This is a genomic window from Nocardia grenadensis NBRC 108939, from assembly GCF_001613445.1.
Lineage (GTDB): Bacteria > Actinomycetota > Actinomycetes > Mycobacteriales > Mycobacteriaceae > Nocardia > Nocardia grenadensis.
This window is the reverse complement of sequence record NZ_BDCJ01000004.1, coordinates 217,478-234,315: the sequence shown is the minus strand read 5'-3', so window position 1 is coordinate 234,315 and position 16,838 is coordinate 217,478. Positions and strand designations below refer to the sequence as shown.

Annotated in this window: 3 protein-coding genes and 1 pseudogene; all 4 read left to right on the top strand. The window is 69.8% G+C overall.

All coding sequences use genetic code 11. The features are described 5' to 3' along the window. Positions 1 to 166: pseudogene (locus NGR01S_RS32315) on the top strand (amidohydrolase); the annotation flags it as partial. Between the two features lie 29 nt (positions 167 to 195). Further along, positions 196 to 1,929 carry an apolipoprotein N-acyltransferase gene (lnt, locus tag NGR01S_RS06010; RefSeq protein WP_063035160.1) on the top strand — a complete coding sequence of 578 codons (1,734 nt, stop codon included), beginning with the start codon at positions 196 to 198 and terminating at the stop codon, positions 1,927 to 1,929. A gap of 374 nt (positions 1,930 to 2,303) precedes the next feature. Beyond that, positions 2,304 to 15,845 carry a non-ribosomal peptide synthetase gene (locus NGR01S_RS06005; protein ID WP_084480416.1) on the top strand — a complete coding sequence of 4,514 codons (13,542 nt, stop codon included), beginning with the start codon at positions 2,304 to 2,306 and terminating at the stop codon, positions 15,843 to 15,845. Further along, the gene (locus NGR01S_RS06000; RefSeq protein WP_063035159.1) at positions 15,842 to 16,831 is read left to right on the top strand and encodes an ATP-binding cassette domain-containing protein; all 990 of its coding nucleotides are present in this window, start codon (positions 15,842 to 15,844) and stop codon (positions 16,829 to 16,831) included. Before NGR01S_RS06005 ends, NGR01S_RS06000 begins: the two co-directional genes overlap by 4 nt. Positions 16,832 to 16,838 lie beyond the last annotated feature (7 nt).

Genomic DNA, 16,838 nt, shown 5'->3' with positions numbered 1-16,838 from the left:
ATGGGAGGCCGGTGAGCTGGTGGTCGCCGCGCCCACCGATACAGTCCAGCGCTGGTCCACCGACCCCCGCTCCCGGGTGCCCGGGCTGCCTTCGCTGACCCCGGATGCCGACCTGCCGCGTTGCCTGCGCACCGTGCGCGACGGTGTCCCCATCTATCAGGCGTGATCTCGGCTCGAGTGGAACAGGATGCAGCAGTGAATCAGGGTGACGGGCCGGCGGTCCGGTGGACCGGGAGGCTCACCCGCTACCCGGTGGTGGTGCGATCGGTGGCCGCGGTGTCCGCCGGAGCCCTGCTGTTCGGTAGCTTCCCGCCGCGACCGTGGTGGTTCCTCGCCCCCGCCGGGATCGCGCTGCTGACCCTGGTCGTGCGGAGCGGGCCCCGGCCGCGGGTCGGTTTCGGCTACGGCTTCCTCGCCGGGCTGGGCTTCTTCCTTCCGCTCCTGCCGTGGACCGGGATCTATGTGGGTCCGCTGCCGTGGCTCGCGCTGTCCACCGCGTGCGCGGTGTACTTGGGCCTGTTCGGGGTGCTGGGCCGGATACTGGGCCGCCTGCCCGGATGGCCGTTGTGGCTCGCCCTGGCCTGGACGGCCGCCGAATGGGGCCGGTCGAGTTTCCCGTTCGGCGGATTCCCCTGGGGTCGGCTGGCCTTCGGGCAGGCCGACGGCTGGTTTCTGCCGCTCGCGGCCTACGGTGGCGCGCCGCTGGTGAGCTTCGCCGTCGCACTGAGCGGTACCTGCGGGGCCGCGGTGGTGCTGGGGGTCCTCCGGGAGGTGGGTGGGCGCCGCGGGCCGATGAGCGCCGGCCCGATAGCGACAGCGGGCAGCGGTACCGGGCGCGTTGCCGCGAGCGACGAAGAGGACAGGGGTGCGGCCGCCTCTTCGCATTCGCCGGGATACGGCCTCGCCGGGAATGGTGGGCGGATGGCAACGGCCGTGGCGGCGGCGACCTGTCTGCTGTCGGCACTGGCCGGGCTCGGACTCCGGGTGACGCTGCCCGGTCCGCTGGACGGCGACCGGACGATCACTGTGGCCGCCATCCAGGGCAGCGTGCCCCGGCTCGGCCTCGATTTCAATGCGCAGCGCCGGGCCGTGCTCGACAATCATGTCCGCCGGACCGAACAACTGGCCGATGAGGTGGCGAGCGGTCTGTTTCCGGCCCCGGATGTGGTCGTGTGGCCCGAAAACTCCTCCGATATCGACCCGTTACGCAATCCCGACGCGTCCGCCCTCATCTCGGGGGCGGCCCGGCGGATCTCGGCACCGATTCTGGTGGGAGCGGTACTGGTCAACGGGGATGGCACCACGACGAATTCGGTCATGGTGTGGACCGCGGAAAGTGGTCCGGGGGACCGGCACGACAAAAAAATAGTACAGCCTTTCGGCGAATACCTGCCGATGCGCGGATTCTTCCGGCTCTTTTCGGACTATGCGGACAAGGCGGGATACTTCGTTCCGGGTCACGGAGACGGAACAATTCGGGCCGCAGGTACGGAAATCGGGGTGGCAACCTGTTACGAGGTCGCTTTCGACCGGGCTTTCCGAGATTCGTTGCGCTCGGGAGCGCAATTGCTGGCGGTCCCCACGAACAATGCGACTTTCGGCGACAGTGAAATGACTTACCAGCAACTGGCGATGTCCAGGGTGCGGGCGGTCGAACACGGGCGCTCGCTGGTCGTGGCCGCCACCTCGGGGGTCAGCGCGATCATCGCCGCGGACGGGACGGTGCGGCAGCAGAGCGCGCTGTTCACGCCGGAAGCGCTGGTCGCCGAGGTGCCGCTGCGTGATTCGCACACCCCGGCGACAGTGCTGGGGCCCTGGCCGGAGCTGGTCGCCGTATTCGTGACGGCGGCCGGTGTGGTGCTCTCGATCCTCCGGCGGCGAGCCGCCCGCGGACCGGCCGAGAGGCCCGCGGCGCCCGTGTCCGGCTGACCGCCGACCCGGATTTTCGTCATCACCGGCCAGTCTGCGATAACGTCTGGGCTGTCGGCGGTTCTTCCGGTTTGCACCGTGTTTATTTTTCGATTGCGAGGGGTAAGCATGTCGGCTCTTTGTGCGTAGTATCTAGGCAGCGTCCGGCCCGCCGGACGAGAAGTCAAGCGATCTTCCACGTCTCTGCGTCATCAGCGTGCCGGAAATCGGACACCGTGGTCCGCTACCGTTCCGGCTCCAGGTAACCATTCGGTTTCGACTGCAATCCATTCACTGCGCTGTTCCGAATAACCAGTCGTGAATCACACCCCACGGCCGGTACAGGCCGGTTGCGGGCTGTTCGGGGAGTGTCGAGCTGTAGAACGGAGTGATTGATGAGATCGTCGGCCACCGGGGTCGATAGCAGTTCGTCGGCAGAAGTTTCGGCCGAACCGTTTCCGCTCACACCCGCGCAGACAGCGATGTGGTACGCCCAGCGGATCCAGCCCGAGATCCCGCTCGTCGTCGTCGAGTACGTGAAGTTCCACGGTGATCTCGATCCGGGTCTGCTGCTGTACGCGATCGAGCGTTTCGGGGTGGAGACCGAGGTCGGCCTCCAGCGCATCGTCCAGATAGACGGAGTACCGCACCAGGTGGTCGATCCGGCAACGCGACCCGGGTGGGCGCGACTGGATCTGCGGTCCGAACCGGACCCGGATGCCGCGGCCCTGGCCTGGATGAAGAAGGACGCGCGCACTCCGGTCGACTTCGACCACGACCCGCTGGTGTTCAATGCCGTGCTGCGCACCGGCGATCGCGACTACATCTGGTACTCCCGGGTCCACCACATCCTCATCGACGGCTATGCGGCGATGAACGCCCTGGTCCGCACCGCGGAGATCTACTCCGCCTACTACGAGTCCCGGGAACCCACGGTGTCGCGCGCCACCCCCCTGGCCGAACTGTACGCGGGGGAGCGCGAGTACCGGAATACGCAGCGGTTCACCACCGACCGCGCCTACTGGAGCGAAATCCTCGACGGCGCAGGGGAGGTCGTCAGTCTCTCCACCGTGGCCAACCCCCCGGCCACTGCGGACGCGGGTCGCCGGCTCGCCACCGCGGTCCTGAGCGAGGCCACCGAGGCGTCCGTCGCGGCGTCGGCAACGCAACGCAACGCGACCGATTCGATTCTGTACGCCGCCGCCATGGCCTGCTACGTGCGGTCCATGACCGGAGAGAACGACGTGGTACTGAGCCTGCCCGTCTCCGCGCGCACCACCGTTTCGCTGCGCCGCTCGGCCGGGGTGGTATCGAATGTGGTGCCGCTGCGGATCCGCTTCGAGGCCGAGACCACCGTCGAAGATGTCGTCCGGGTGGTGGAACGCCAGATCACCGGAGCGCTCCGGCATCAGCGCTACCGGCACGACGATATCCGCCGTGACTGCGGTTACGACCGCGATACCCGCGGTTTCTTCGGCCCGATGATCAACATCATGCTGTTCAGCAAGCCACTGCACTTCGCCGAATGCGAGGTCTCGGTCCATGTGCTGGCCACCGGGCCGGTCGAGGACCTCTCGGTCAACCTGTACAACGGTGACGGTGGCCGGGTCCATCTCGATTTCGAGGCCAACCCGCTGCTCTACAGCGACGACGAGGTCACCGCCCACCACCGCCGGTTCCTGGGCTTCCTGGACCGCTTCCTCAATACCGGCGGCGACACCGCCGTCCGGGATCTGCCCGTGCTCACCGACGCCGAACAGCGGCAGGTGCTGTACACCTGGAACGATACGGCCGCCGAGGTCTACACCGGCACGCTCGCCGGTATTTTCGCCGACCGGGTGCGGCACTGCCCGGAGGCCGTGGCAGTGGAGTTCGAGGGTGCGGCGCTGACCTACCGGGAACTCGATGCCCGGGCCAACCGCCTGGCCCGGCAGTTGATCGCGGCGGGTGCCGGCCCGGAACAGGTGGTCGGGCTGTGCCTGCGCCGCAGTATCGAACTGGTGGTCGCGATGTACGCCGTGATCAAGACCGGTGCCGCCTATCTTCCACTGGATCCGGAGCATCCGGTCGCGCGGCTGGCGGGGATCGTGGACCGGGCCCGGCCGGTCGCGCTGTTGGTCGCCATCCGTGACGGCCTCGAACTGCCCGGCAATGCCGAACTGTTCGCGGTCGATACCGCCGATCTCTCCGGTTACGATCCCGCACCCGTCACCGACGCCGACCGGATCTCACCGCTGCGCGGCGAACATCTGGCCTATGTGCTGTACACCTCCGGTTCCACCGGCGCCCCGAAGGGCGTCGGCATCACCCATGAGGCGATCGTGAACCGGCTCCGCTGGATGCAGCATCAATACCCGCTCGACCACACCGATGCCGTGCTGCAGAAGACCCCGGCGACCTTCGATGTCTCGGTATGGGAGTTCTTCTGGCCGTTGCAGACCGGGGCCCGGCTGGTGGTGGCGCGTCCGGACGGGCACCGCGATCCGGCCTACCTGGCGCGGGTGATCCGCGAGAAGAGCATCACCACAGTGCATTTCGTGCCCTCGATGCTCTCGGTCTTCGTCACCGATACCGAAGTCGGCGACTGCGCGTCACTGCGCCGCGTCTTCTGCAGCGGGGAGGCGCTGCCGCCGGCCACCGTGCGTGATTTCCACGCGGCGCTGCCGGGCCCGCAGCTGCACAACCTGTACGGGCCCACCGAGGCCGCGGTCGACGTGACCTACTGGCGCTGCTCGCCGGACCCCGAATCGGTCCCGATCGGTTCGCCGGTGTGGAACACCCGCACCTATGTACTCGACGCGGCGCTGCGCCCGGTCCCGCCGGGCGCGGTGGGGGAGCTGTACCTGGCCGGTGTGCAGCTGGCGCGCGGCTATACCGGTCAGGCGCCGCTGACCGCCGAGCGGTTCGTGGCCGATCCGTTCACCCCGGGCGCGCGGATGTACCGCACCGGCGATCTGGCCCGCTGGCAGCTCGGGTCCGCCGAGAGCCGCCGGGGGGTGCTGGAGTATCTGGGCCGCACCGATTTCCAGGTCAAGATCCGCGGGTTGCGCATCGAACTCGGTGAGATCGAATCCGCACTGCTGGCCGACGAGCGGATCGCCCGCGCGGTCTGTGTCGCGCACCGCGGCCCCGCCGGCGATCGGCTCGCGGCCTATGTGGTGGCACGCGGCGGGGCGGTGCCCGAACCGGACGAGGTCCGTGCGGGACTGGCCCGCTCGCTGCCCGGATACATGGTGCCCGCCACGGTCACCGTGCTCGACGAACTGCCGCTGAACAGCAACGGCAAGATCGACCGGGCGGCGTTACCGGCCCCGGAACCCACCGAACAGCGTGCCCGGATCGCGCCGCGCAACGAGGTGGAAGAAGTCCTGGCCACGATATTCGCCGAACTGCTGGGTGTGCCCGAGGTCGGAATCGAGGACGGATTCTTCGAACTCGGCGGCAACTCGCTGGTGGCCGCCCGCGCGGTCGCGCGGATCAATACCGCGCTCGGTACCGCGCTGACCATCCGTGATCTGTTCGAGGCGGGCACCATCGCCGAACTGACCGATCGGTTCTCTGTACACGAACCGGACCTCGCCTCACCACAGCTGGTCCCGATGGCCCGGCCCGACCGGATCCCGCTCTCCCCGGCCCAGCAGCGGCTCTGGATCCTGAACCGTTTCGCCGAGCACGCCGCCGCCTACAATATGCCGCTCGCCGTCCGGCTGGACGGCATCCTGGATATCGAGGCGTTGCAGGCCGCGCTGCTCGACGTGCTGGAGCGGCACGAAAGCCTGCGGACCACCTTCCCCGAGTCCGGCGAGGGCCCCTACCAGCAGATCCATCCGGCCGCCGACGCCGGGCTCGCCCTCGACGTGATCGAGGCCGACAGCGCCCGGATCACGGGTCTGGCCGCGGAATTCGTCTCCCGGCCGTTCGATCTGCGCACCGAGTTCCCGGTCCGGGTCGCCCTGTACTCCCTCGACGACGACAGCCATGTCCTCGTACTGGTGCTACACCATATCTGCGGGGACGGCTGGTCGGTCGCGCCGCTGGTCCGGGATCTGACCACCGCGGCCGAGGCACGGGTCGCCGGCCAGGCGCCGCGGTGGACTCCGCTCCCGGTGCAGTACGCGGATTTCGCGCTGTGGCAGCGGGAGCTGCTCGGCGAGGAATCCGATCCGGGCAGTGCGCTGAGCCGGCAGATCACCCACTGGCGGGCCGAACTGGCCGGACTGCCCGATCAGCTCGACCTCCCGCTGGACCGTCCGCGTCCCGCCCGCCGCTCCACCGGAGGCGGGCAGGTCTCGTTCACCATCCCGGCCGGCACCCGCCGCGCGGCCGCGGAACTGGCCGCCGCGCGCGGGGCGAGCATGTTCATGGTGGTGCACGCCGCGCTGGCCACGCTGCTGGCCCGTATCTGCGGTAGCACCGATATCGTGATCGGCACCCCCATCGCGGGCCGCACCGACCCTGCCTTGGACGAACTGGTAGGGATGTTCGTCAACACCCTGGTGCTGCGCACGGAGGTCGATCCCGGCGCCGATTTCGAGCGGATGCTCGATATCGTCCGGGAAACCGATCTGAACGCCTTCGCCAACGCCGACGTTCCGTTCGAGCGGCTGGTCGAGGTGGTGAACCCGGAACGCTCCGGGGCGCGTCATCCGCTGTTCCAGGTGATGCTGTCCTACGACAACGCCGGTGAAATCGAACTGGCGCTGCCGGGGGTGCGGACCGAGATCCTGCCGCTGGACGGGGCCATCGCGAAATTCGACCTCCAGCTCGAGATCCATGACGACAACGCCGGTGGTGAACTGCATGCCGAGATCGGCTACGCCACCGATCTGTTCGACGAGCGGACCGTCGCCGCGATCGCGCGCAGGTTCGTCGCCGTGCTGGACGCGGCGGTCGGCAACCCCCGGCGGCCGGTCGGCGATATCGAGGTGCTGGAGCGGCGCGAGCGCGGCAATCTCGTTCCACTGGCGGGTGGACCCGCCGAATCGCCGGTGCTGCTGGCCGACCTCTTCGGCCGGTCGGCGGTCAAGGACCCGTACGGGGTCGCGGTTCGGTACCGCGGCCGGGACACCACCTACCGGGAGCTGGACGAACGCGCGAACCGGCTGGCCCGGCTGCTGATCGAGCAGGGGGCCGGACCCGAAACCGTGGTCGCGCTGGCGCTGCCGCGCGGTTTGGACGCGATCACCGCGGTCTGGGCGGTCGCCAAGACCGGTGCCGCCTATGTCCCGGTCGACCCGGGCTATCCGGCGGACCGGATCACCCATATGCTCACCGATTCCGGCGCCCGGCTCGGGGTCACCGGCCGGGAGCAGGTCGCGGCGCTGGCGGAGGTGCCCGGTGCCGTGGAATCGTGGCTGATCCTCGGCTCGCCGGGTATCGACATCGACTGTGCCGCCGTGTCCGCGGCGCCGATCACCGATGCCGACCGGATCGCGCCGCTGCGCGCCGCGCATCCGGCCTACCTGATCTACACCTCGGGCTCCACCGGCACGCCGAAGGCCGTCGTCGTCACCCACGCCGGACTGTCCTCCTTCGCCGCCGAACAGTGCTATCTGTTCGGCGTCACCCCGGCCGCGCGCACCCTGCACTTCTCCTCGCCGAGTTTCGACGCCTCGGTGCTCGAACTGATGCTCGGGTTCGTCTGCGGGGCCACCGTGGTGATCGCGCCGCCGGATATCTACGGCGGTGCCGAACTCGCCGAACTGTTGCGGGCCGAAGCCGTTACACACGCGTTCGTCACCCCTGCGGCCCTGGCCACGGTCGATCCGTCCGGGTTGGATCAGCTGCACAGTGTCATGGTCGGTGGTGAGGCGTGCAGTCCCGAACTGGTGGCGGCCTGGGCCGACCGGTACCGCATGCACAATATGTACGGCCCGTCGGAGGCGACGGTGGCCGCCACCATGTCCGGCCCGATGCGGCCCGGCCGTCCGGTGCCGCTGGGCCACCCGGTGCGCGGTATGCGGTTGTTCCTGCTGGATTCCCGATTGCGTCCGGTACCGCCCGGTACCCCGGGTGAACTGTACGTATCGGGCCCCGGGGTGGCTCGCGGCTATCTGGGCCGGCACGGCCTGACCGCCTCCCGTTTCGTGGCCGGCCCGTACGGCCGGCGCGGCGAACGGATGTACCGCACCGGTGATCTGGTGGTGGCCGACCGGACCGGGCGGCTGCGGTTCCTCGGCCGCGCCGACGATCAGGTCAAACTGCGTGGCTTCCGGATCGAACTATCGGAGATCGACCACGTACTGCGCGGCCATCCCGGGGTGCGGTCGGCACTGACGGTGGTACACACCGACGCGCACGCCCGGCAGCGGCTGGCGGCCTATCTGGTCGCCGACAGCACACTGGATCCCGCCGTGGTCCGGGCGGCCGTACGCGGTCAATTGCCCGCGTACATGGTCCCCGACGCCATCACCGTGCTGCCGGAGTTCCCGAAGGCGCCGTCGGGCAAGCTGGACCGTAAGGCGCTGCCCGAACCAGTGTTCCTGAGCACCGGCTCCACCTCCCGCGCGCCCGCCACCGAGGCCGAACGCCGGGTCGCCGAGGTCTTCTCGGAGGTGCTGGGTTGTCCGGTGACCGGTGCCGAGGACCCGTTCTTCGACCTGGGCGGCAACTCGCTGCTGGCGACTCGGCTGGTCGGCGAGCTCTACGACCGGTTCGGGGTGGACCTGCCGGTCCGTACGGTGTTCGAGGCTCCGACCGTCGCGGCGCTGACCGAACAGTTGCTGCGGACTCCGGCCACCGCCCGGATCCCGCTGGCCGCCTACGATCCGCGGCCCGCGCGGCTGCCGTTGTCGTTGCCGCAGCAGCGGCTGTGGTTCCTCAACCGGTTCGCGCCCGAATCCAGCGCCTACAACATCGCGTTCGTTCTCGATATCGACGGCGCGCTGGACGTACCCGCGTTGCGAGCGGCGCTCGGCGATATCGTCGAACGGCACGAGGTCCTGCGTACCGTCTTCCCCGCCGACGGTGACGGCGCCCAGCAGCGTATTCTGCCCGCCGCCTGGGCGCTGCCCACCCTGGAACCACAGGAGACCGAGGACGCCGGGGCCGAAGCGGCGCTCCGGGAAACGGCCACCACAGGATTCGACCTCACCGTGGGGACTCCGTTGCGGGTGACCCTGCTGCGCACCGGGCCGGATCGCTACCGGCTCGGCGTGGTGCTCCACCACATCGCCGCCGACGGCTGGTCGATGGGGCCGCTGATCCGGGATCTGGCGCTGGCCTACCAGGCCCGCCGCGCCGGTGCCGCGCCACAGTGGGCACCGCTGCCGGTGCAGTACGCCGATTTCGGTCTCTGGCAGCGTGAGCACCTCGGTAGCGAGGCCGACCCGGACAGCCTCGCCGCGCGCCAGCTCGGCTACTGGCGGGACCGGCTGGTGGGTCTGCCCGATGAACTACCCCTGCCCTACGACCGGCCCCGCCCCACCGAACCCGAGCAGACGTCCGCCTCGGTCCGCCGCAGTATTCCGGAGCCGGTGCGCACCGCCCTGGTGGATCTGGCCCACGCCGAGGGCGTGAGCCCGTTCATGCTGCTGCGTTCGGCGCTCGCGGTACTGCTGCGGGCGGTCACCGGTGGCCGCGATATCGCCATCGGTACCCCGGTCGCCGGACGCACGGACAGCCGGCTCGCCGATCTGGTCGGGATGTTCGTCAATACGCTCGTGCTGCGCTCCCTGGTCGATCCGGCGCGCCCGTTCACCGACCTCCTGCGGGAGGACCGGGATACCGAACTCGCCGCGCTCGCGCACGCCGATATTCCCTTCGAACAGGTGGTGGCCGCGCTCGGGCACGATCCGCGTGCCACCGCGCGCCACCCGCTGTTCCAGGTCGCGCTCACCGTGCAGGACACCCCGGTGCCCGACCTGGCACTGCCCGGGCTGGCGGTGCGGGCGGCCCCGCTCGATATCGCGCGCGCGAAGTTCGATCTGGAGTTGCGCGCCGACGATCTCACCGGCGGTGACCTCGAATTCGTCTATGCCGACGAACTGTTCGACGCGACCACCGTCGAGGCGCTCGCGGACCGCTTCCTGCGGGTGCTCGCCGCGATCGGCGCCCGGCCGACCGTACCGGTGGGCGATATCGACACCCGCACCGATGCCGAACGTGACACCCTGTGCCCGGCCCGCGGCCCCGCTCCGGGGATCCCGCGCACCCTGGGCGCTCTGTTCGGTGCCACCGTACTCGCTCACGGACCGCGCCCGGCGCTGTACGAGGACGAGACGGTACTCACCTACGCCGACCTCGACCGTCGCGCCAACCGCCTGGCCCGCGCGTTGATCCGGCGCGGACTCGGCACCGGCGACAAGGTCGCTCTCGGGCTCACCCGATCCGCGGATTCGATGACGACCATGCTCGCTGTCGCCAAAGCCGGAGCCGCCTTCGTCCCGGTGGATCCGAACTATCCGGCCGAGCGTGTCGCGCATATGCTCGCCGATTCCGGCTGCTCGGTCGGGATCACCCGCAGCGGGTACGCCGAACGGCTGCGCGCGGCGGGCGGCAGCGAGATCGACTGGCTGCTGCTGGATTCCCCCGCGGGCCGTAGTGAGATCGGTGGTGAGGCCGCGGGCCCGGTCTCCGATAGCGACCGGCTGCGCCCGGTGCGGATCAGCGATGCGGCCTACCTCATCTACACCTCCGGCTCCACCGGTAAGCCGAAGGGTGTCATCGTGACCCACGGCGCGGTCGCCGATCTCGCCGACGAGTTCCGGGACCGGCTGGCGGTGAACCCCGCCGCGCGCACCATGCACTTCGCGTCGCCGAGTTTCGACGCGGCGATCCTGGACCTGCTGCTCGCCATCGGATCCGGTGCCGCCATGGTCATCGTGCCGCCGGATGTGTACGGCGGTGACGAACTCGGTGAATTCATGACCCGCACCGGGGTCACCCACACCTTCATCACCCCGGCGGCGCTCGCCACCATCGACCACGAGCGCTGGCCGCTGCCGGCGCTGCGGGGTCTGATGGTCGGCGGTGAACACGCCGGGCCGGAGCTGGTGGCGCGCTGGGCGCCCGGCCGCCGCCTGTTCAACGGTTACGGACCCACCGAAACCACCATCGTGATCTCGGTGACGCCGCTGACCGCCGGCAACCCGGGCGACCTACGCGATCTGGTCCGCGGGACTCGGGCCGTGGTGCTCGACGAACGCCTGCGGCCCGTGCCCGTGGGGGTACCCGGTGAGCTGTACCTGGGTGGTCCGGGCCTGGCGCGGGGCTATCACGACCGGTTCGGGCTCACCGCGGCGCGGTTCGTCGCCGACCCCTACGGACCGCCCGGGGCCCGGCTCTACCGCAGTGGCGATGTCGCGCGCTGGACCCGCGACGGCGGGTTGCGCTATCTGGGCCGCAGCGACAACCAGGTGAAGATGCGCGGCTTCCGCATCGAGCTCGGGGAAATCGCCGGCGCGCTCACCGCGCATCCGGCGGTGCACTTCGCCCATGTCGAGGTGCGCCGGCTCGGCGATTCGGACCGGCTGGTCGCCTTCATCCACCCGGCCGATCCCACGATATGCCCCGAACCCGAGGAACTGCGCGACCATCTGAGCAGTCGCCTGCCCCGGCATATGATCCCGGCCGCGTTCACGCTGCTCGACGAGATCCCGCTCACGCCGGTGGGCAAACTGGATACCGCCGCGCTGCCCGAACCCCGGGTCCTGCCCGCCACCGCATCCGGACGCGTGCTCGGTTCGGAGACCGAACGCCGGGTCGCCGCGATCATGGGCGAGTTGGTGGGCGTGACGATCACCGATGCCGACGAGAGTTTCTTCGATATCGGTGGCAACTCGCTGCTGGCCACCCAGTTGGTGGGTCGCCTGGACGCGGCCACCGGAGTACGACTGCCGGTACGGACGGTGTTCGCCGCCCCGACGGTCGCCGAACTCGCGGCCCGTCTCGACGGGGAATCCGCCGGCACCGGGGCCGCCCTGGTGCGCCGGGAGCGACCCGAGCGGATTCCGCTGTCCCCGGCCCAGCAGCGGCTGTGGTTCCTCAACCGGTTCGGCGGTTCGGACACCTCGGGCGGCGCGTACAACATTCCGGTGGTGCTGCGGTTGCGCGGTCCGCTCGATCACGCGGCGCTGCGCGGTGCGCTGCACCGGGTACAGGAACAGCACGAGACACTGCGGACGGTGTTCCCGGAGGTCGGCGGCGAGCCGGTACAGCGGGTGCTCGACGCGGCCGACGCCGCGGTCACCCTGCACGCACCGGTGGCCGGCGACGCGGGCCACGGAGCGGCGATCGAACGGTTCATCACCCCCGGATTCGACCTGGCCACCGAAATACCGCTGCGGGCAGCGCTTTTCGTGGTGGCGCCGGACGATCACATCCTGGTGCTGGTGGTGCACCACATCGCGATGGACGGCTGGTCGCTGGAACCGCTGGCCGCCGATGTGGCGACGGCCTACCGGGCGATCCGGCTCGGCGCCCGGCCCGACACCGACCCTGAGCAACTCCAGTATGTCGACTACACCCTGTGGCAACGGGAACTGCTCGGCGACGAGGACGATCCCGGCTCCCCGATCCGCCGGCAGCTCGACTACTGGCGCACCAGGCTGGAGGGACTGCCCGAACTGCTCGCCGTCCCCGCCGACCGCCCGCGGCCGCCGGTACCGTCCTACCGCGGCGGCACCGTCGAGGAGCGAGTCGACGCAGGGGTGCACCGGGAACTGCGCGAACTCGCCGGACGCCACAATGTGAGCCTGTTCATGGTGTTGCACGCCGCGCTGGCGGTGCTGCTGCACCGGATGACCGGCGTCGGCGATATCGCCGTCGGCACCCCGGTTGCCGGCCGGGGGCGGCCCGAACTCGACCGGATGATCGGCATGTTCGTCAATACGCTGGTCCTGCGAACCTCGGTTGCCCACAACGACCGGTTCACCGATCTGCTCGACACCGTGCGCGATACCGATCTCGACGCGTTCGGGCACGCGGACCTGCCGTTCGAGCGATTGGTCGAAGTGCTCAACCCTGTTCGTTCCCAGGCGCACCACCCGCTGTTCCAGGTGATGCTGTCGGTACGCGACGAACCGGTACGCGCCCTGGAACTCCCGGGCCTGAGTATCGAGGCGATGGATATCGACGCCGGTATCGCGAAATTCGATCTCCAGTTCACCCTCACCGAATGCCGCGGCGCCGACCGGTCGCCCGACGGTATCGGCGTGGCGGTGAATTACAGCGGAGATCTCTTCGACGAACCGACCGCGGCCCGGCTCGGCCGCCGCCTGGTCCGGCTGCTCGGCGCGATCGCCGCCGACCCCGCCGTGGTCATCGGTGATCTGGAGCTGCTCGAGCCTGCCGAATGGTCGGCGCTGGCGCCGCTGCGTCGAGCCGATCCGGACCAGCCGTGCACCCTGGCCGAGGTCTTCGCCGCCGCGGTGCACGTCGACCGGCAGGCGGTCGCGCTCGCCGGGGCGGGCGTGGAGGTCACCTACGACGCGCTCGACCGCTGGAGCAACCGGCTGGCCCGGGTGCTTGTGGGCTACGGCGTGGGGCCGGAAACGCTGGTGGCGCTGGGTATTCCGCGTACCGTCGAATCGGTGGCCACGGTCCTGGCGGTGACCAAGACCGGCGCCGCGTTCGTCCCGGTGGATCCGGGCTATCCGGCTGCGCGCATCACCCATATGCTCTCGGATTCCGGCGCGGCCCTGGGTCTCACGCTGGCCGAGTACCGGGAGCAGTTGCCCGAAGGGGCGCACTGGCTGGCCCTCGACGACGACGAGGTTCGCGAACAGGTGCTGCGGGCATCCAGCGCCGCGCTCACCGACGCGGACCGGATCACCCCGTTGCGGATGGACAACCCGGCCTACGTCATCTACACCTCCGGTTCCACCGGAACTCCCAAGGGTGTGGTGGTCACCCATCGCGGGCTGTCCAATTTCGCGGCGGAGACGGCCCACCGCTTCGATGTCCGGCCGGGCAGTCGCATCCTGCACTTCGCGACCCCCAGTTTCGATGCCGCGATGCTGGAGTTGCTGTTCGCGCTCGGTGGCGCGGCCACCCTGGTGCTCGCCCCGTCGGGTGTGGTCGGTGGTGCGGATCTGGCCCGGGTGCTGATCGCGGAACGGATCACCCACGCCTTCATCACCACGGCCGCCCTGGCGACGGTGGACCCGGAAGGTGTCACCGATTTCCAGCATGTACTGGTCGGTGGCGAGGCCCTGCCGGCCGAAGTCGTGGCGCGCTGGGCGCCGGGCCGCAATCTGCACAACGTCTACGGACCCACCGAAACCACCATCGTGACCGTTATGTCGCCGCCCCTGGTACCCGGTGGTCCGATCCCGATCGGTGAACCGATCCGCGGTGTCGCGGCCATGGTGCTCGACGCCCGGCTGCGCCCGGCGCCGCTCGGGGTCACCGGCGAGTTGTACCTGGCCGGCGGGGCGCTCGCCCGCGGGTACCACGACCGGCCCGGGCTCACCGCCCAGCGCTTCGTGGCCGATCCCTTCGGGAAACCGGGGGAGCGGATGTACCGCACCGGGGATCTGGTGCGGATCCGCACGGCGCGCGACGGCGGTCCCGGCGATATCGAATACGTCGGCCGGACCGACCATCAGGTGAAGATCCGCGGTTTCCGGATCGAACTGGGCGAGATCGACGCGGCGTTGAGCCGGCACCCCGCGGTCGAGTTCTCTCATACCGCGGGACATCGGACGGCCGCGGGCGCGACCGCGCTGGTGTCGTATGTGAAGGCAGCGGCGGGGGTCACCACCGCCGCCGAACTCACCGCGCATGTGTCCGAACTGGTGCCCAATTACATGGTTCCGCAGTCGATCATGCTGATCGACCGGCTGCCGCTCACTCCGGTCGGCAAACTCGACCGGTCCGCCCTGCCCGAACCGGTGTTCACCGCCGCCGAGGCCTACCGGGCGCCCGCCAATCCGGTAGAGGCCGCGTTGTGCGATATTTTCGCGGAGGTGCTCGGGGTCGACCGGGTGGGCGCCGGAGACGGCTTCTTCGAACTGGGCGGTAATTCACTGCTCGCCACGAAGGTGGTCGGCCGGGCCCGGGAGGCCGGGTACGACCTGCCGATGCAACTGCTGTTCGGTGAATCCACCCCGGCCGCGCTGGCCGCCCGGCTCGGCGACGGCTCCGCCGCCGATGCCATGCGGTTGGCGCTGGCTCCCCTGCTGCCGTTGCGCCCGGGCACCGGGACCGGCCGGCCCCCGCTGTTCTGTGTGCATCCGGCGATCGGGTTGTCCTGGTGCTACGCCGGCCTGCTCGCCGAACTGCCCGCCGATCAGCCGGTTTACGGGCTGCAGTCACCACAGGCGAGCGGCGAACCGGGATTCGGTTCGATCGGCGAAGCGGCCGAGCACTACATCGCCCACATCCGGACCGTGCAACCGCACGGGCCGTACCAGCTGCTCGGCTGGTCGCTGGGCGGACTGATCGCGCACGACATCGCCGTCCGACTGCAGGCGGCCGGCGAGGAGGTCGCGCTGCTCACCATGCTGGACAGCTACCGGCTCTCCGATGAACTGGCCACCGACGCCGTGCCCGGCGTCGCCGAGATCCTCGGCGAATTCGGCGGCGATCTCGTCGCCGACGGAGCGGAACCGACCCTGGCCGAGGCCGCCGAACTGTTGCGGTCGCGTCCCGGCCCGTTCGCGGCACTCACGGTGGACCATCTGGAACGGCTGTACGCCGGCTACGCCGACGGCACCGTCCAGGCCAATGGTTTCCGGCCCGGTGTGTTCGACGGCGATCTGCTGTTCTTCGCCGCCGGCACCGACCCGGTGAACCTTGCCTCCCCCGATCGCCGCCCGGAGGCCTGGCGGGGCTTCGTCACCGGTGCCGTGCACGCCCGGGAACTGGCGTGCACGCACGCGGAGATGACGACCCCGGAATCCCTGGCGGTGCTCGGACCCGTGCTCCGGGAACACCTGCGCGGGGCGGCCACGGCACCGCAGCCCGGTATCGAAACGAAGGAGAACGCTCAGTGAAGCCCGCGGTACAGATCACCGGTCTGGTGAAGTACTACGGCCGCGTCCGCGTTTTGGACGAGGTCGATATCGAAATCCCCGAAGGCACGGTGCTGGGGCTGCTCGGTCCCAACGGCGCGGGTAAGACCACCGCTGTCCGGATCGTCACCACCCTGCTGCGGCCGAACGCCGGATCCGTCCGGGTCGCGAATGTCGACGTCCTGCACGATCCGGCGGCGGCCCGCAAACTCATCGGATTGTCCGGTCAGTACGCGGCGGTGGACGCCAACCTCACCGGCTACGAGAACCTGCGGATGGTCGCGCGACTCTACGGTATGTCGCGCGAGCGCGCGGCCTCGCGGGCCCGGGAACTGCTCGGGGAATTCGGGCTCGAGGATGCCGCGGACCGCCGGGCCGGAACCTATTCCGGCGGGATGACCCGGCGACTGGATCTGGCCGGTGCCCTGGTCGCCCGCCCACCGGTGGTGGTTCTGGACGAACCGACCACCGGCCTGGATCCGCGGGCCCGCAACGATATGTGGCGGGTTATCGGCGAACTCGTCCGTGACGGCACCACGGTCCTGCTGACCACCCAGTATCTCGAGGAGGCCGACCGGCTGGCCGACCAGATCACCGTGCTCGACAAGGGCCGGGTCATCGCCCGCGGTTCGGCGGACGAACTCAAATCCTCGATCGGCGGGGACCGGCTCACCGTCGCGCTGAGTCCCGGCCAGGATCCGGCGCCCGCACTGCGGGTTCTCGCCGAAATCGGAATCGGCGAACCCGCCCACGAGGCGGGTGTCGACGAGGTGTCGGTGGTGGTCGGTGACGGTTCCCGGACCATGGTCCAAGCCCTGCGCCGGCTCGATGACGCAGAGGTGAATGTTGTCGATGCCCGGGTGCACCGGCCCAGCCTCGACGATGTCTTCCTGTCCATCACCGGCTCCCCGGCAGCGTCGGAATCCGAGCCGGAAACCAGTGACGTCCCCGAGGAGATCATGTCGTGAGCACCGC